The sequence below is a fragment of the Acidobacteriota bacterium genome (assembly GCA_038040445.1).
In the GTDB taxonomy this organism is placed as follows: domain Bacteria; phylum Acidobacteriota; class Blastocatellia; order UBA7656; family UBA7656; genus Onstottus_A; species Onstottus_A frigus.
In genome coordinates this window covers 158,200-176,448 of record JBBPIG010000002.1, presented here as the reverse complement: position 1 = coordinate 176,448, position 18,249 = coordinate 158,200, and the positions used below count along the sequence as shown (strand labels likewise).

The window sequence follows — 18,249 nt, the reverse complement described above, 5'->3', positions numbered from 1 at the left end:
GATAGTCCGTGGTCCGTAGTCCGTAGCTACGGACTACGGACTACGGGCTACGGACTACTACGGACTACGGACGTCTGCGACAAGTGACAATCGATACGGAAATACTCGTTTCACCTGACGATTCTTCAAGCCCGCGCGTTGTGCCAGATCATTCATCTCATCGGGAGTGAACGCTCTGAGCACCGACACGGGTCCATCGTTTCGGGTCAAGAAACTCGCTCCCAGTATCGGAAACGCGATCCGGGTGAAGTAGTACGGCACGAGATTTCTGACGAGATCGTTGACAATAACCGCGCGCCTGGCGATTCTGCCGAAGTCCGCCAGTAAGCGAACAACATCTTCGTCGCGAAAGTGATGAAGGAAAAGCGATGCAGTAACGAAATCAAAGCTGCGGGAGGCGAAGGGCAGCTTCAACGAATCGGCTCGCACAAGGTGAACTTCGGAGCTGACTCCTAATCGCGTGGTAGAAATCCTGAGGTTGCGCTCGCTGATATCGACGGCGGCAATGAACGGTTTGAGGCCGCGTTGCTTGAAGCTTTCAGCAACCGCGATCGGAATATCGGCCGAGCCGGTCCCAACGTCCAACAGCGATACTGCCTCCGTGGTCCCGTCTAAGCACGTTGAGAGCGCCCGCAGCACAACCTTCCTTCCCCCGAGGAAGCGATTTACGCGCCGCAAGTCGGACAGGCTTCTGGCGACATCGTTGTCGGTGCCCTCGCCGGCATCAAGCAGCTCCTCTTCGTAGATTCGTTTCGGTGTCAGCATTCTTGTCTCTCGAGCGCGTCAATTCTCTCGATGTCTCGCCCCCGGACGCCTTCGGACAGCCATCATATCCTCGATTGGTCCTTTCGTTAAGCGGCGAGCCACACCCGGGGAAGCCTGGCGACACAAGGGAGAGATGACATACATAAGGAGAGCCTGCTTGACTTTGCGAATGGCACCCAATAAAATCGCTCTGACTAGAGGAATTATTTGAGCTATTAATCAGGATTCACCAGTCTCAGCCCCGCCATTTTGAAGAACATCGTAGGAGGGAAGGGCAGCTCCGTTCCCCAGAGGTGCCTCGATGGCAACTAGAGAAGTACTCGGCAGTCACCGCATCGATGAGATGGTAGCTGCCGGTCAAGCTGCGCTGGACCAGAGCCGGTTCGAGGAGGCGGCGAATAATTTCAAGTCCGCCCTCCGGCTGGGGCCGCGATCCAACGACGAAGAGGCGCAGATTCGCTGTCTGCTAAGCGTGGCGCTCGAGAAGCGCGGGCTCAATCCTGAACAGCTTGAAGCCGTTTCCAAGTATGGAAAGCCAGCCGACTTTGACCGCTTATCCGAAGCATCGCAGATGTCAGTACTGATCCGGCTGGGATTGGGCTACTGCTTTAACAACGACATACCCAGGTCGATCGCGCTCTTCAACCAGGCGCTACATCTGGCGCGCGCCGCCGATGATCACGTGCAGATGGGCGAGTGTTACTTCGGGATGGGCCGGGCTTACAGCGTTTTCTCGGAACTTCGTATTGCGCGTGATCAGTACTCATCGGCGCTTGAGCACTATAGGCAGGTTGGCAATTGGAGCAAGCTGGCCGAGTCATACATCAACATCGGGTACATCAACGCGCGCGAGGGTGATTTTCGGAACGCCCTACATTCGGTGAAGCAGGCGTTGACGATCATCGGGAACCGAGATGAGCCCGACCTGTTGGGCCGCGCTCACTGGTATCTCGCGGTGGTTTATTCGAACCTGGGCGAGGTGGACAAGGAAATAGCCTCTTGGGAAAGATGCATCGAGGATTTTAAGCGCGCGGACAACCCGAAATTCGTTGCCATCAACCAGAACAACTTCGCGATGCAGCTCATACGGTTTTGCGAGTGGGCCCGCGCCGAAGAGCTTGCCAAGTGCGCGATTGAGACGCTTTCCAAGGTGAACAGCGTTGCGGCTCAGGGAGGGGCGTACGATACTTTAGCCCAACTCTACCTTTTGATGGGAAGGCTCGACGAGTCGGATCGCGCACTTGCGACGTCGCTCGAGATTCTTTCCTCGATCAAGAACGGCGAGTGGGCCGAAGCCAGCACCCAGATGACCATTGGACGCAGCCACCTGGTAAGAGGAAATACGGAGCTTGCCATCGCGCCTTTGGAGCGAGCTGTAGACATTGCGACGCGGCGAGGGGAACAGCATGACCTTCCGGAGGCGCGGCTCTGGCTTGCCGAGGCGCTGCTTCAAAACGGCCGGCTGCAAGAAGCGCGCGAGCTTGTCGAAAACGTGCGAGCATTTCTTCGCGAAGCGCCGAACCTGCTCGTATGGGGACTGCTGATGCGAATGGTCGCGAAGATCGAAGTCGCTGACGGGTACACTGCCGCGGCGATCCAATCGCTCGCGCAGAGCACATCCATCTACACGCTCAGACGTAACGACTACCATTGCGCGGTGAATCAGGTATTGCTAGCCGGGATGATTGAGAGACAGGGCAACATCGGGCTCGCGATAGCCGAAGTGGAATCGGCACTCGAAGCGTTCGAGCGCCTTGGCGCCGCAATCGACGCGCGCAACGCCGGAGTTTTTCTCGAATCGCTAAGAGCGAAGTCCAAGCCTGATGAGTTACCGGAGAACGGTGAACCTCGAAACCTTGAAGTTGGACGCTCCGACAGCCGTCCGTCCATCGCTCAAGGCCTCGCCTCGGCCGTCGACGGGTTCATCGCCCATCGCCTGGTGCAGGCATCGGTGTCGCGCGATCTGCTGCTGCACGAGCTTGTCTCGATCGTGCGGGACCAATCATCGAGCCGCGGAGTGGTCGTCGCCGAGATTCTCAACGACGAATCCGCAAAAAGAGAGGCCCCGAGGTTGAGAGTCGCGGCTTCAATCGGGCTTAACCAGGCAGAGCAACGTGAAAGGATCGATTTCCTTCACACGCTTTCGCCCGAACACTACCGAAGCCAATCTGTCTACCGGATCAGCGACAATCAGGAGACGGCCTATTTGCTTCACATCGTCGATCCGGGATCGCAGCGCTACCTGAATGGCGCCGTCAACATGAAGCCTCTGCTCTCCATAGTTGAGCAAGGGTTGGAGACACAGATTCTCAGGACCAAGAGCCGGCGCACGCAGGTGTTCGATCCGGCACGATTGCTGGCGCAGGTCGAGCTCCCCGGTTTCATCTGTGCAAGCCGCGCGATGAGTCGCGTGCTCGAGCAGATCTACAAGATTCGATCCTCCGACGTCACCGTGCTGATTACCGGCGAGTCGGGCACAGGCAAGGAGTTGATCGCGCGAGCGGTGCACGCAGGCAGTTCGCGGCGCATGAACGTCTTTCTACCGTTCAACTGCTCGGCCGCGCCGCATGACATGATTGAGAGCCAGCTATTCGGATTTCGGCGAGGCGCCTTCACCGGAGCCATCGCCAACAGCGAGGGCATCATTCGCGGCGCCGAGCACGGCACGCTCTTTTTGGACGAGATTGGCGATCTGCCGCTCACGCTTCAGCCAAAGCTCCTGCGGTTCCTGCAGGAAGGTGAGATTCATCCCATCGGGGAGAGCCAGCCGCAACGCGTCGACGTGCGCGTCGTGGCGGCCACCAACGCGGAACTCGAGCGTGCGGTTGCCGAAGGCCGATTCCGCGAAGACCTCTTTCACCGCATAAACGTTATCAGGGTCCACGTGCCGCCGTTGAGACAGCGACGTGAAGAGATTCCGGCCCTAATCAACCACTATATGAGTCAATATCAGCAGGAGGCGGCGAAGAATGAGATCAGACTCTCCGAGGAAACAGTCGACCTTATGGTGGTGTACGACTGGCCTGGCAATGTCAGGCAGTTGTGTAACGAAGTGCGCCGCATCGTTACCTACAGTGAATCGGCTACGATCGTTACTCCGGAAACTCTCTCTTCCGAGATCGTGCGAGCCAGCCGTGAACTCGATGCCAGCCCGGCCAGCTCAAGAAAACATGCGCCCTCGATGCAGATGAGTACTGACTCGACGACGCTGGGCGAGGCGGTGGAAGAGTTGGAGCGTCGAATGATTCAAGAGGCCCTTCGCCGCTCGTCAGGTAACATAGCCCGCGCGGCGAAGGATCTGGGACTCTCGCGAAAGGGACTCTATTTGAAGATGGACCGCTTGAACTTCGGCGACTGAAGCATGCGAAACGCGTTGCGCTACGTTAGCAGCGCGCCATGGTAGGACTCTCACGCCCGGTAATTCTTATCAGCATGGCTCACGTCGCCAGTCTCTCAATGTCTTCCCCTTGTCAAAAACGAGAATCAGTCGCCGGCAGACGGTGCCGCCGCTTTTATTGTCCTGAGATCCCCTGACATGATCCGAGCGATAATCAAATGCCCAAACTTCACTGCCATCTGCGAGTGTCCTTGAGGTGGGCGGCCCTAGCCTTTTAGCTACGTCATCTTGTGTCGCTTGATCAATCATACTCCGCAGAAACTCATGCGGGTCGGTGTACACCTTCTTAGTGCAAGCACTGAATAAAAGAGCAATCAAGAGCACGACGAAAACCGATCCGAGACGACGCATGACCTCGCGATTAGTAAGCTCTGGCATTCTCTCTACCGTCAAAGCAGGAGGCTTCTGTGTCTGCTGCGAGCGCCACGTCGCCTCGGTTATTAAACGCGTGTGATCCATTGATACGCCCTTCGCAATCACACGCATGAGGCCCAGGGCAAATACGAAGAAGCCGCATTTGAGTATCAGTGGGCGCAAGGTAGCCTGCGAAACGCCCCAGAGGTCACGGCGTCACTCGGGCGGATACATGCCTTGCTCGGCAGAAGAGACAAGGCGCAGGGCGCGATAGACGAATTGATACGGCTGTCGGCAGAGCGTTACGTGCAGCCCAATTTCATTGCAGTCATTTACGTGGCTCTTGGAGAGAAGGATCAAGCGTTCCAATGGATCGAGAGGGCATATGCCGAACGTGACGCAGACCTGTGTCTGCTAAGAGTTGATCCACGACTGGACAGCCTGCGTGGCACCCGAGGTTTAAGAGCCTGCTGCAACGAGTCGGCCTCGCGAATTCGAACCATCTCACATCATCAGAATGACTGTTTCAACCCCCGTTTGCGGTCAGCCTGACTGAACCAAAGCCGCCCCGACGTCAACCGGAGATCCCACATAAGCCTTGCTATTGCTTGAATAAGCTTCGCTCGTGATAGAGCGGCATCACGTTTGAAAAGAATCCAACGCCTAGACTAGTTGGTATTCATCCATTTTGAGACTCAAGGCACGGCGGTACTTATGGAGTGGCTCAAGAACGATCTGAAGCTGTTCAAAGCGAAGGGCTTGGTTCTACTTGCATTCTTGACACTGGTGACCGGCTTTCTGCTTGCACGGGCATCGGCAGAGGTGGCCATTGGGGGCTCACAAAGACTACTTGTCTGGTTGCTACTAGCTCTGATCGTAGCAAGAACTTCCGCGCGACATGCACTATTTTTCAAGAACGGCAGCGGAGTCTCTTTCCCGGAGGCACTGATGTTTTTTGCTGTCGTAATGCTGGGGCCATATCACGGCGCTTTGCTTGGCGCCGTTGACATGTTCCTTTCGAGTTGGCGCCTCAGGCTTAAGCCGACCGACTATCTGATTAATCTTTCCAACATTTCCATCTCGGTCTACGCATCCGGCAAGGTCTATTATGCGGTCGCACTCCGGATGCATACGGTAGAGCCTGTAGGATCATCTGGTCAGAAAGCATTGACCGTCGCTGCGCCAATCGTCGCTATGGCACTTGCATACTATGTGTTGCAGTTTGCGATACCGGTATTGGTGTCGCTGCTCACTTCCCTAATCAAGATAAAGGACAGGATTCGCGGAACATTCCCATGGGAACCGATATCACTTCTAGCCTGCGCTACAGTGGCAGGATTGATCAACTATTCCTTCGTCAATTTCGGACTTCCGACTACTGCCGTGATAATGCTTGCACTGATGCCGGTGCCCATAGTCATCTATTACGCGTTTAAGACCTATCACGACAAGCTCGACGAACAACAAAGCCACTATCAGAAACTCACCAGCGTCTACGATTCGATTCTGGAAATGCTCGCGATGGCCATCGACGCCAAAGATGACGTCACTCACGATCACATTCAGCGAGTGAAGTTGTTCGCGCGCAGGATGGGTGAAGCTGTCGGCCTGTCCGAGTTGGAAATCGAAGCGCTCAAGGCAGGCGCGCTGCTTCATGACATCGGCAAGATCGGCGTGCCCGCTTACATCCTCAACAAGCCCGGCAAGCTAACCGAGCACGAGTTTGAGCAGATGAAGATGCACACGATCATCGGCGCGGACATGCTCTCTAACGTCGATTTCCGTTATCCGGTCGTGCCAATCGTTCGGCATCATCACGAGCGATGGGACGGACGCGGCTATCCCGATGGCCTGAAAGGCGAAGGGATCCCGATCACCGCACGCATCATCACGCTCGTGGACAACTACGACGCGCTTCGCTCGGACCGGCCGTATAAGACCGGGATGACTCGCGAAGCAGCGCTCGCATACATAAAGGAAAACGCGGGCACTTTCTTCGATCCAAGTCTTGTGGAAACATTCCTGTCGATGGCAGACCAGCTCGAAGTTGAAGCCGTGAACTTCAAGCCGCCGCCAACCAACAAACCCAGTAAGGTAGAAAGCGCGGCGATGGCGAATGCGCGGCCGGCCGCCGGTTTCGATACTGCGCCTCAGGTCGACCGGGCTGCCGCCGCTCTCAACTCAATCGCCGAGACCAATCAACGAGTGACCGCGTTGTACGAAATGTCTCGCACGCTGTCGAGCATTCTCTCGCTGGAAGACACCGTCGCCATACTAACGAATCGCCTCTCGAAGCTTATTCCGTTTACGACCTGCGCGATCGCTCTGTTCGACGCGTCGCGGTCAGAGTTTGAAATAGTCCACGCGACCGGGCTGCACGCTGAGAGATTCATGAAGCGTCGCATGCCCGCCGAAGCAGGAATCACCGGATGGGTAATAACCAACCAGCGGCCGATGTACAACACCAACCCCGTGCTTGACCTCGGGTTCCTCGGCGCGGAAACCGCGAGCGCTTATAAAGGTGTGGTTGTCTTTCCGCTCATCAAGAACGAAGAAGCCATCGGCGCGATCGCCCTCTATTCTACAGAACTCGCGGCTTATGGAAGCGAGCACATACAGTTATTGGAATCGATCTCGCAGCCGGCGTCCGATGCCGTCCACAATGCGCTCACATTCGAACAGGCGCAACGCGACGCTTTCACCGATTCCGCAACAGGGCTGGCCAACGAACGCGCGCTGATCACCCAGTTCGAGCGAGAGCGCGCAAGGAGTCATCGGATTGGGACCGCGCTTTCGCTAATCGCGGTGAACGTCAATCATTTCGGCTTTGCCACCACCGGCGGCGAGAGCATCAGGGAACAAAGCCTGGCCCAACTGTGCCGGCTAATCAAGCGGCACGTGCGTGAGACCGATCTGGTGGCGCGCTACGAGAGTGACTCCTTGATCGCCTTGCTGCCCGAGAGCGGGCGGAGCGATGCTGCCGAGATATGCAGCCGCATTGGAAGGGAAATCATGATGGCTGGGTTTGACCACGATCTATCCGTTAGCGTAGGACTCGCGACGCTCCCTGATGACGGAGCCAGCTTCGAGGACCTACTGCGAGCCGCGCGCACATCTAAAGTCGATTCTGTGGGAACAATGCCCGACTTGGCGTTAATCAGCTTTGAGAACCGAGCAACCAAAGCGCCGAGTTGAGAAGCTCGTAGTTTGTAGTCCCGCCTTCAGGCGGAAGCTTGTACCTGACCGCCAGCCCTCGCCACGAACTGCCGCCTGAAGGCGGGACTACGAACCGCTCCCAAGTGTGTAGCAGGTACACGCAAGGATAGTTGATACACAACTCCAATAACCTCCGCCTCGATCCCACTTACAGTCGCGTGATCGCAAGTGTGTAGTGGGTTCCCATTTCTATCTACCCTGCCGGTCACTCCCTCAAGCAGCTAAGTTACTGACTTCAAACATGCGGCAGCTAGCCCGCTCCTCACGTCTGCGACGGCACGCACATTGCCAACCCTAGTGACGTGAGAAACAAGGGGTTGTAAAAGCTGCTCTCAAGTTGCCGTCACAACCCAGTCACAGAAAACAAGAACTACAAAGGAGACCATGATGCGAAACGAAATCAAGATAGTCGAAGACGGAGTCATCTTCGAGTTGGAAATCGAAGAAGTGGAAGAAGTGGTTGCACCCGCGGTGATAGTCGGCCACTAAGAATCAACAACCGAACCTGCGAAGGGCGCGGTGACAGTGAACTGAAGCGCATCATCCACAAAGCACACAGCCACAGGATGATCCGCCAAGATTCGAAGCCACCGCGCCCTTCGTGCCTTCATTCATATGGACACACAAGAACAACACCCCGGACTGTATTGCCTGTACCCGCCGCGCCTCGGCGCCGAGGTCGATATCACCGAGCAGATCGAAGCAGGCGTTACGCGTTACGTCGTGCGCAACACCGCTACCTCCCGCTACTTTCTTCTTAAACAGCCCGAGTACAGAATACTGAGTCAGTTCGACGGCACACTGACGGTTTCGGATGTCGCGAGCGGCGGACCTCAAGCCAATGGTCCGCGCGTGACAAGCGCGACGCTCGTAAGATTCCTTGGCAAGCTCGACTCGTTCGGTCTGCTGGCGCGCGGCGGCACGGATGGTTCGATCGCCGGTCACCGGCCTGAGCGCGGGCTCTACGTCAGATTCCACCTATTCAACCCTGATAAGGTGCTGGCGTGGCTCGATCGGGTTTTTGGCTGGGCGCTCACCAAACCTGCCATTGTGTCTTCGTTCGTGCTTATGCTGATCGTCGCTTTTGGTATGCTTTCCAGAGTTGATGAAGTCTCAACCTATACATCCTACCTCTATCGTGAGTATGGCATTGCGGCAATTCTTGGGATAACGCTAACGATAACTGCGCTGCACGAGTTCGCGCACGGACTGGCCTGCAAGCACTTCGGCGGGGATGTCCGCGAGATGGGCGTGTTGCTGATTTATTACGTCTTGCCGGCCTTCTATTGCAATGTCACGGATATCTACCGCATGGGCCGCAAGCGCGAGCGCCTGTGGGTGATCTTCGCCGGCATCTACTGGCAATTGATAGTAAGCGCCCTCGGCGGGTTGGGTTGGCTTATTGCAACTCCGTACTCGCTGTTGGGGGACCTGTCGCTGCTGGTTTTCATTGGCGGGTCGTTCAACATCCTTATCAACTGCAATCCTCTAATCAAGCTCGACGGCTACTACGCGCTTTCGCAAGCGCTCGGCGTTGTTAATCTGCAGGCTCGTTCCTCTGATTACGTGCGATCCCTATTCGCAAGACTTCTGGGCGAGCCACAGAAGAGACAGGCGGATTCTCAAAGGCCGCTGCTCTATTTCAGCTATTGGATCTCGTCGATTCTCTATTCCGTGATCTTGATCTGGCTCATCCTCGGATGGGTAAGCGGCGAGCTGATGGACGGATTGCGATTCCTGGGAGTGTTGCTAACGATGCTCCTGACCGCGTTGCTAACTGAAAGATGGTGGAAACCGATTTTGACCGAAGGACGTGCTTTGCTTGCTTCATCCCTCGCTAACGCTCGACGTGAGAAAACGTCCGATGAGCGGTTCGTGGAGCGAGCATTAAGCACGATCGAAGGAGTACCCAGCATGTCAGCACAAACAGTTGTAGACAAGCCAACCTCGGAGCAGAACAGCCCCCAAAGTGAGACTCGAAAGGCGTGGTTTCCAAAGCGCCGCAAGGTTATCAAGCTGGGTTTCGCGTTGATTGTGATCGCAGTGCTCATCGCGCCCTGGGAAGCGGCTACCGGAAGCGACTGTACCCTACTCTTGCCACCGGACCGTGAGGGCGTAGTGCGCGCTAACACCGATGCCGTGCTGGCCGAAATCTACGTTCAGCCGGGCGATGCTCTCGCCGAAGGCGCAAGAGTGGCGCGCCTCTCCAACCCTGAAATCGAAGACCGCCTCACGCAGTTGAGCGCGGAGATTGACCGGCTCAACACCAACAATTCGAGAATAGAGGACGATCTCCGCGTGCGAAGCGAGAACGTGCTTTCGGCTAACTTTAAAGAGACCGACCGCAAGCGTCTGGCAAATGAGCTTAAGGATGAGTCGGCTCAAATCGCCAACGCGGAAAAAAGCGCTCAGCGCTCTCAACCGCTTCCGGCCTCACTCACCGTTCTTCAGTCGGAAATAGAGCTGAAGCAAATCGAGCTCGATCGCAATCGTCGAGAGGTGGAGCGCTACAAGAAGCTGTTCGATCAAGGGCTGGTCGGCGAGCAGATCTATGACCGGGCTGTCGCCGAAGCGCGGCTGAGTGAGACGGCACTTCGCGCCGCCCGCGCACGACTGGACGCGGCTCTTGTAGACCACCACAGGCTAACAAGCGGCGCCCAGACAAATTCGCTGGTGGCGGAAACCGAAGCGCGCGCCGCTCGCTCAAACTTCGAATCGTTGATTGCAGAGCTACACTCGAATCGGCAGCAGCTCGAATCGCTCCGGCACAGGCATGAGATACTCAGGCGCGAGTCTGAAGGCATGGCAATAGTGACGCCGAAAGCCGGAGTAGTGCTTGGTGAAGATATGCGCAAGATGGTTGGTCGCCGCTACAGCCGCGGTGAAGAGATCTGCCGCATTGGCGAGATCGGGAAGTTCTTCCTCAAGATTGACGTGAGCGAGCGCGAGATCGGCAGCGTCAGACTCGACAGTCCAGTCCGGTTCAAATTGAAGACGATGCCCGGCCGCGTATTCACCGGCCGAGTCTCGAAGATAAACGCCGAGCCAATTCCAAATGAGCGCGCTCAGCGGTTTTATCCTGTTGAGGTTTTGATTGAGAATTCTGATGGGCTGCTGCGTCCAGGGATGACCGGTTTCGCGCGCATCAGTTTCGGCCGGCAGTCTATCGGCCTAATCCTGGCGCAAAAGATTTGGCAGGCGCTAAGGCCGGAATTGTGGTTGTTCTGAGGTCGATAGAGCCTCGCAATTTTATGTCGTTCGTGGAGCTGCCGGGCTTACCCAGGGAAGGTCGAAGGACGGCCGCCGCCGATCATCGGCGGCGCGACGGGTCCAAGGAGACAACTGACTGCGAGCTGCTATCGGTTTCGCTCTGGTTCGCCCTTCGAGTGTCCAAACGCGTGCGTGAAGAACCCTTTCAAGCTTCGCGTTAGCCCCGCTGGTTCTTCGCCGCCGCGAACGACCAGCACCGGACACTCGGCGCGGTTGACGATCTCGCGGGTGATGTTCCCCATTATGTAACTCCGAAGGTTGCCGCCCTCCGGTGAGGAACCCGTCACCACCAGGTCGTAATCGCCGCGACGGATCTCCTTAAACACCTCGCTGATAACCAGCCCGTGCCGCAAGCGCACCTCGGCAGAGACGCCCATCGCTTCAAGCGATTCCTTCTCGCGGCGCAGGTTCTGGCCAAGCCCCAAGCTCGAGTGCAGCAAGAGATTCACGTCTTCTTCCATCCGGATCAAATCGGTAAAAACCGCCGGCGGCTCTGCCATGACGTGAAAGAGCGTGATCGAGGCGCCGGCGGCTTTCGCTATCGCGCCGGAAAACTCGACCGCGCGGTCGATGTACTTCTCGCCGCCGCTGCAGACCAGAATGCGTTTGATGGTCTCGCGATTTCCGATCACAACCAGCACCGGAGGCGCGACAGCTTTTATGATCTTGTAGGCCTTCGCCGACATCAGGAACGGCCCACGAGTGCCCTTGCGTACGGCCCCGATCACCGCCAGGTCGTAGGTCGTCTCGTCGGTGCGTTTGACTATCTCGTCGATGGGCTCGCCGGCTTTGGCGATCACCTCCGCGTTTACGCCTCGCTCCTTGAGGAGTTGTTGCGCGCGGCGGAGCGAATCGAACACCGCGTCCTCGTCGCCCGGCTTTTCGGTTATTCCCAGAAGCGTGGTCTCGGCCCGAGACTTTTCGGCGATGAGCCCGGCAAACCGTACCGCGTTCTCCGCCTGAGCGGAACCATCGGTGCAGATCAAGAGTTTCATAGACAATCCTACAAGGTGAAGAACTGGCATTGCTCTCGAGCCCGAGTCTGGAGCAGCTTGCCGCCAGCCGAATGCTCCACGCTCACGATGATATAGCACCCGACCTCGATTGTTGAAGCCGCAGAGCGAACAGCAATCACCCGCGGATCATCCAAGGCTAGTGCGTCAGCTTGTGGAGTTGGCGGGTGAACAGTAAGATTCAATTAGTTTACGGGGGATGTAAAAATGCGCTGCAGAATATTGCTTCTAACTCTGAGTCTAATAACCTCGTGTCTATCAGTGTCCGCTTATCAAACCAGGCCATCGCAAAAAGCCGAAGCGCCAACGATTGCCGAAGTCGTCAGGCGATTCGCGGAAGCTGAGACTCAGAACAAGATCGCGCGGAATAACTACATGTTCACGCAGGACTTCGACCTGACAACGTTTGGAGAAGCCGGCTCCGCAACGGGGCGGTTTCATCGAGTCTCTGAGATAGTTTTCGACGACCGGAGCAACAGAATCGAGAAGATTACTTTCTTCCCTCCCTCGACGGCTGGGGTGAACCTGACCCCGGAGGACATGCAGGACCTGGCCGGCGTGCAGCCGTTCGCGCTAACCGCCGAAGATCTTCCCAAATACCAGGTCGACTACGTCAGCAAAGAGAAGATCGACGAGTTGAACACGTACGTTTTCGATGTGAAACCGAAAGCAATCGTCAAAGGCCAGCGCTACCTGGAAGGTCGCATATGGGTTGACGATCAAGATCTGCAGATCGTTAAGGTGGCTGGCCGGGCCGTTCCTCAATTTGATGAGAACAAGTTCCCACGCTTTGAAACATATCGAGAAAACATCGATGGTCGCTTCTGGTTTCCGACCTACGTCTACTCGGATGACGTCCTGGAGTTCAAGAAGGCAGCCTCTATCCATTTGCGCATAGTCGTTCGCTACACAAACTACAGGAAGTTCAGCGGCAGGATTCGCGTAGGCGATGAAGGCGAGGCGGCAAATGAGGACGACGTGAAAGCGGCGGAAAAGAACAAACCGGGAACGCCTTCCGTTAAACCGCCGGATCCAAACTCCAAGCCGGACGCGAAGAAGCCCCCAAAGAAGCCTTGATGCATGATGCTCGACATTGTTCGGACGATCGCCGCATGCCTGACCATCGTGGCGACCGGCCCATACCCGTCAGCTCCCGCGGCTCCTCAGAAGTCCCCGGCTGAAATACTTTCGGCGGCCGCCGAGCGCGGTAAGGATCTGCTTGCCGCGTTGCGCGGATACACCTATTATGCCGAGCTTACGATCGAGACCATCAGTCTGGCCGATACGATAACCGGCAAGTACTACCGCTTCTCCAAGATTTCATTCGACCGCAACGGCAATCGGCAAGAGAAGGTCCTCGATAACACGTCGACCCTGCCTAAAGATGTTTACATCGGCACAAACAGCGCTAATAACCTGACGCGCGTCTACCAGTTCACGATTACTCCCGAAACGCTCAATGTCTACGAGTTGAACTACGTCGGCCGCGAACGCGTCGACGAACTGACCACTTTTGTCTTCGACGTGAAACCCAGGATTAAGATGCCCGACCCCGATAGGAGTCACGAGCGATACCTCAAGGGCCGCGTCTGGATTGACGATCAAGATCTGTGCGTCGTCAAAGTGGCCGGGGAAGCGCTTCCCGAACAGAGCGGGCATACAACTCCGAAATTCGAGACTTACTTTCAGAATCACGATAACTACTGGTTCCCGGCGTACACGTCGGCGGACTACAGTGTTAGGCTCGGGAGTTATTCTACTCGCGTGAGAGTTAATTTGCGCTTCACCGGCTACACGAAAGCGAGCGGGAAGGGATGACCGCTGCCACCCATACTGCCGACACGATTCAGCTTTCAGACGCCCGCATTACGTGCGCGCTCCTGGTGTTCATCGCAGCGCTTGCCCTGTACGCTTACACTCTTGCTCCAACCGTCACCCTGGTCGACAGCGGCGAGTTAATCGTGGCCGCGCGGTCGCTCGGCGTGGCTCACCCGCCCGGCTTTCCTCTGTACGTTCTGCTGGCGCATTTTGCCACATTAGTTCCGATGGGCAACGTGGCTGTTAGAGTGAACTTCGCGTCGGCGCTCTTTGCGGCGCTGGCTTCATCGTTCGTCACGCTCGTTGTGATTGAGGCAATAACAATCACGCGGTTGTCGAATCTTGTACACAGACCTCGAAAGAAGGCAACTCGCGGAAAAAGTGGAAAGAAGACCGCGCCATTCGCACAACCTCAAGACTCTCCCGCGCATGCGCGATTCTTATTGGTTGTTTCGTGCATGGTGTCGGGGCTATTGTTGGCCTTCTCGCGAACACTCTGGGGCTACGCGACGATAGCCGAGGTCTACACACTCAACTCGCTGCTGATACTTGTCGTCTTTCTGCTGATGTTCCGCTGGCGGCGGAGGATTATCGAGCACCGCGGCCAAAAGCAAGATCCTGTTGGAGCGGATCGGGTATCGCCGAGCGACAAGCCGCTCTATGCGGCTGCGTTCTTCTTTGGCCTTGCGCTCGGCGTGCACCACGTCACCGTAGGATTGATGTTGCCCGCGCTCGCGGCCCTCGCCTTCACCACTGAAGGCCTGAGGTTCTTCAAGAGCAGGAGACTGCTTTATGCCGCGTTGTTCGCATTCGCGGGAGTTGCCATCTACGCGTACCTGCCGCTAGCAGCTTCGCGGTCGCCGACAATGAACTGGGGTGACCCTCGCACATTCGAGCGGCTGTGGTGGCACGTGACGGGCAGACAATATCAGGTTTTCCTTTCCTTTTCGTTGCAGACGATGGTGAGCCAGTTTGGCGGCTTCATCAAGCTCACGGCAAGCGAGTTCGGTCCGTGGTGGCTGCCCGCCGGACCGGTGCTGGCGATCGCCGGACTGGTCGATGTCTATCGCCGGGAAAGAGCCGCGTTCTGGTTTCTGGCGTTGGTGATCGCCGCAGATCTGGTCTATGCGCTCGGGTACGAGATCGCCGAAGACAAAGACGCGTATTACTTGCCCACCTTCATCGCAATGGCAATCGCCGCGGGCTTCGGCGCGAACTGGCTTGTGAAGATGCTGATCTCGTTACGCCCAGCGTCGAGGGCCTCGCGCTACATTGCCGCCGCGGTTGTACTGCTTGTGCCTGTGGCAGCGTTTTGGGGGAACCTGCCCTACGACAACCGAAGCCGATACTTTATCGCGCAGGATTACGTCGAGAATATTCTGTCCACGATTGAGCCAGGCGGCCTGTTGCTCACGCGGGATTGGCAGGTTTATTCGCCGATGCTATACCTCCGCGAAGTCGAACGGCGCCGGGACGACGCGGTGGTCATCGACGTAAATCAGCTTCGGCGCTCCTGGTACTTTGATTATCTCGAGCGTACCTACGCGGCGACGATCGAGCAGAACCGGGATAAGGTCGAAAGCTTCTTGGAAGACTTGCGTCATTGGGAGCACGATCCCGAGCTTTACGAGCGCGACGTGTCTTTGAATCAGCGAATCAGTGCGCGATTCTACGATATGATTCTCGCGTTCGTGACCAACCACATTCGAACCGCGCCGGTCTACGTCACTTTGGACATCGCCGCAAACCGTGAGGGAAAGGACGTGGAGTTGACTAAATCGCTTGCCGACCTGTATCAGTTCGTTCCGCAAGGCCTGGTTTTCCAGGTGAGGACCGGTCGCGAGTTCTCGGAGCCTGCCGATCCGCAATTGATGACACGAGGCTTGGCGGACGAAACGCTTCGATTCGAAGACAACGATGTGGTCAAGGTGAAAGTGCTGCCGGTGTACGTCACCATGCTGTACAACCGAGGTCGATATCTTGCGGCAAATGGCCGCCACGAGCAGGCGATTGAGGCGTTCAGGCAAGCGCTTGCTGTGCAGCCCGGCTTTACTCTCGCGCAGCAAGCGATCAATGAAAGTCTCAACGCTATGCGCAAGTGGGCACCCAACAACGCTCACTAACGCACCCAGGCGCTCCGCTTCGACCTCTTTCTCACAGGGCCGGTTTCGGTGCAGGCGGACGTTTCCCCCAATTTGCACGGACGAGGTTTTTGCGAGAAGGTGTTTCTTCTCGAATGTCGCGGCCCATCTCGCAATCGCTTTATGCGGCTCGCCTCAGCTTGCTGAGCTTTTGATTGTAGGGGCCTTCCGCCCGGTCGGGATCAGGCCGGTTCTCAAAAGCCAACTCGATAAAGCGAGTGATCGTGAGACGGGCCGCGTACACGCCATCAGCGCCGTGCTCGACGGCAGCGATGATCGACCTGATTATCCGGCGAACGTGCCTGCACTCTTCTTCGCCGGCGATCTCTTTGATGAGGCGCAAACTCAGCTCGCAACTCTCTGCCTTGTCAACGATCAGTAAAGCGGCCAGGGCTATTAGCCAAGATAAAAACACATCGCCGCCCGTTGAGCCTCGCGGATTCGCAGGTTGCCGGCAAGGTCTCGGATCTCGCGTTCAGGGAGAACCAAACCCTTCGGATAGTTCCTCTTCAACTACTTGCGCTTTTGGTTGCTCTTTTTGTTATACTCATCGGCGTTCCTTTAGCCCGCGAGGGTGTTTTGAGCAGACAAATACTTATGCACCCTCGTGCGTGGATGGGAGGTAGGTCGTCACCAGCGGTGGTGGCCTACCCCCAATTTTTAGATTTATTTGAATATTTGGGTTGTTTCAGAAGAGGGCAGGAGGCGCGCGAGGCGCGATGCAACTTAGCACGCGGTCGAGGATGATTCTTCCTATCCCAATGTTTGTGATCGCCCTCGACGCGGCAATCCGGATTAACGATCTTTGAAAAGCATCTCTTCGGGCGGGCCAAGTGAAGGCGAAGGCGCTGACCGCCAATTCCTTCTGTTCAGGTTGAGTCCTTTGTAAGGTGTCAGCTTCAGGTGCGCGCTTGACTGCTACGACAGATGGCGTAGCGGACGCTCGCTTGTCTGCAATCTCATCGCGCGTTTCGGCGAACTCTGGATAGACAGGTGCGAACGGTGAGGCAAGAGCGATTGCGCAGGCTGCCTCTGCTTCCACGAGGCGCCCCAGTTCGGCGAACTCTACTGCTAGAGCGTTGTGATAAAAATTGAAGTAAAACGGATGCGGTTTGGCTGCGAGCCGCATGAGTGGCAGAAGGCCTTCGAGATCGGCTAGTGCTCCGTGGTGGTCGCCTTTCGCGCTCTTGAGCGCGCTAATAGTCAAGCGGGGGAAAATCGTGGTGATTAAATCATGCTCTCCACCGGCGCGCAGTGCTTCGAGATAGAATCTGCCCGCCTCGTCAAGGTCGTTATGCTCGTGATGTATGGCGCCCAGGGTCTGCATCGCTCGCGCTCGACAGTTGGCGGTCGGACTATCTGCAATCTTCTCGAGGAGAGTTCGGGCCTCGTCAGTTTGGCCTCTCCGCTTCATTATCAAGGCGTAATAGTAAGTCCCGGCTTGTTTAGCTTCCGGCAGCGCGAGATTCAACAGAATCTCACTGACCTCAGCGAGCGCTTCCATATCGCGTAAGCCAATGGAATGCTCCGCGATTCGAATCAAATTGGTTACAAGGCGATGGAATACTTCTTGTGAATACGAGGCTCGAACGAGTTCGAGCTCGATAAGACGTTGGCACAATGATCCATGGCCGCGTGCAGTACGCGATTCGGCAAATTCCGCTAAGGAGGACGATAAGTTGGCCAAGAAACTATTGCTCACAGCAGTTTGCCTGTTAGTTCTTCCAATCCTCAATTCACCATCCGGTGCGAGTGGCCAGAAAGGCGCCGTTGCCTTTCAATCGGTCGCTCTTGCCGGTCACGTTATCGTGGGCGGCTGGTGCGAGTGCGGCGGCAGCACGCCGGGTTGCATCTGCGACCCCGGTGAAGTACCTGGGGGTCAACGCGCCATGCCGGTGTCGGATCAAGCTAATGATTCTTTGAATCCGGGCGCTATTCCAATACCGGAAGCGTTGCCTGACCTTGACTTTGGCTCAGGCGCGCTTTTGCTGGCGCTTGCTTTCTTCTTATGGACTAGATTGCGGGCATAACCTCCCAACCGCATTCTCGTACATGTTCGAATGAAACTCTATGGCCGTCGCAACCAATCGCGGCTGGGGTGATGTGTGCCACCCCATCGGGCGGCATTCTACTATAATTACTGAATCATTGCACCTAGAATTCTTATTGAGAAATGCTTCATACCTGGTAGAGCGCCAGATCGCAGGGCCGGGAAGTGGCATCTCGAGTCACCACTCACCGGCCACGCATCGAGAATCACGCCTTTGCTTCCTCG

At 56.5% G+C, this 18,249-nt stretch carries 11 protein-coding genes; 7 read left to right on the top strand and 4 right to left on the bottom strand.

What is annotated here, in order from left to right:
- Positions 1-57: 57 nt before the first annotated feature.
- A complete protein-coding gene (locus tag AABO57_02880) occupies positions 58-765 on the bottom strand; it encodes a methyltransferase domain-containing protein (protein MEK6284664.1) in 708 nt (235 codons plus the stop codon).
- Positions 766-1,066: 301 nt separating this feature from the next.
- Here AABO57_02880 and AABO57_02875 point away from each other — a divergent pair, with 301 nt between their 5' ends.
- From AABO57_02875 to AABO57_02865, 3 genes are all read left to right on the top strand, one after another.
- The gene (locus AABO57_02875; GenBank protein MEK6284663.1) at positions 1,067-4,123 is read left to right on the top strand and encodes a sigma 54-interacting transcriptional regulator; all 3,057 of its coding nucleotides are present in this window, start codon (positions 1,067-1,069) and stop codon (positions 4,121-4,123) included.
- Positions 4,124-5,464: 1,341 nt separating this feature from the next.
- On the top strand, positions 5,465-7,711 hold the full coding sequence (locus AABO57_02870; protein ID MEK6284662.1) for an HD domain-containing phosphohydrolase: 2,247 nt from the start codon (positions 5,465-5,467) through the stop codon (positions 7,709-7,711).
- 636 nt (positions 7,712-8,347) lie between these two features.
- Positions 8,348-10,960, top strand: coding sequence for an efflux RND transporter periplasmic adaptor subunit (locus AABO57_02865; GenBank protein ID MEK6284661.1), 2,613 nt, complete (start codon positions 8,348-8,350; stop codon positions 10,958-10,960).
- 128 nt (positions 10,961-11,088) lie between these two features.
- Here AABO57_02865 and AABO57_02860 read toward each other — a convergent pair whose 3' ends face one another.
- Positions 11,089-11,997 carry a universal stress protein gene (locus AABO57_02860; GenBank protein MEK6284660.1) on the bottom strand — a complete coding sequence of 303 codons (909 nt, stop codon included), beginning with the start codon at positions 11,995-11,997 and terminating at the stop codon, positions 11,089-11,091.
- 225 nt (positions 11,998-12,222) lie between these two features.
- Here AABO57_02860 and AABO57_02855 point away from each other — a divergent pair, with 225 nt between their 5' ends.
- From AABO57_02855 to AABO57_02845, 3 genes are read left to right on the top strand one after another with little or no spacing between them, the layout of a single operon-like run.
- On the top strand, positions 12,223-13,092 hold the full coding sequence (locus tag AABO57_02855) for a hypothetical protein (GenBank protein MEK6284659.1): 870 nt from the start codon (positions 12,223-12,225) through the stop codon (positions 13,090-13,092).
- Between the two features lie 3 nt (positions 13,093-13,095).
- Positions 13,096-13,833, top strand: a complete 738-nt coding sequence (locus AABO57_02850; GenBank protein ID MEK6284658.1) for a hypothetical protein — start codon at positions 13,096-13,098, stop codon at positions 13,831-13,833.
- Positions 13,830-15,956, top strand: a complete 2,127-nt coding sequence (locus AABO57_02845; GenBank protein ID MEK6284657.1) for a DUF2723 domain-containing protein — start codon at positions 13,830-13,832, stop codon at positions 15,954-15,956. The genes AABO57_02850 and AABO57_02845 overlap by 4 nt, the downstream gene beginning before the upstream one ends.
- A 139-nt stretch (positions 15,957-16,095) precedes the next feature.
- Here AABO57_02845 and AABO57_02840 read toward each other — a convergent pair whose 3' ends face one another.
- Both AABO57_02840 and AABO57_02835 read right to left on the bottom strand, forming a co-directional pair.
- Positions 16,096-16,317 (bottom strand): hypothetical protein, encoded by a 222-nt coding sequence (locus tag AABO57_02840; GenBank protein MEK6284656.1) that lies wholly within the window; start codon positions 16,315-16,317, stop codon positions 16,096-16,098.
- Positions 16,318-16,662: 345 nt separating this feature from the next.
- On the bottom strand, positions 16,663-17,478 hold the full coding sequence (locus AABO57_02835) for a tetratricopeptide repeat protein (GenBank protein ID MEK6284655.1): 816 nt from the start codon (positions 17,476-17,478) through the stop codon (positions 16,663-16,665).
- Positions 17,479-17,653: 175 nt separating this feature from the next.
- On the opposite strand from AABO57_02835, the gene AABO57_02830 reads away from it, so the two are divergent.
- Positions 17,654-18,004 carry a hypothetical protein gene (locus AABO57_02830; GenBank protein ID MEK6284654.1) on the top strand — a complete coding sequence of 117 codons (351 nt, stop codon included), beginning with the start codon at positions 17,654-17,656 and terminating at the stop codon, positions 18,002-18,004.
- The last annotated feature ends 245 nt before the right edge of the window (positions 18,005-18,249 follow it).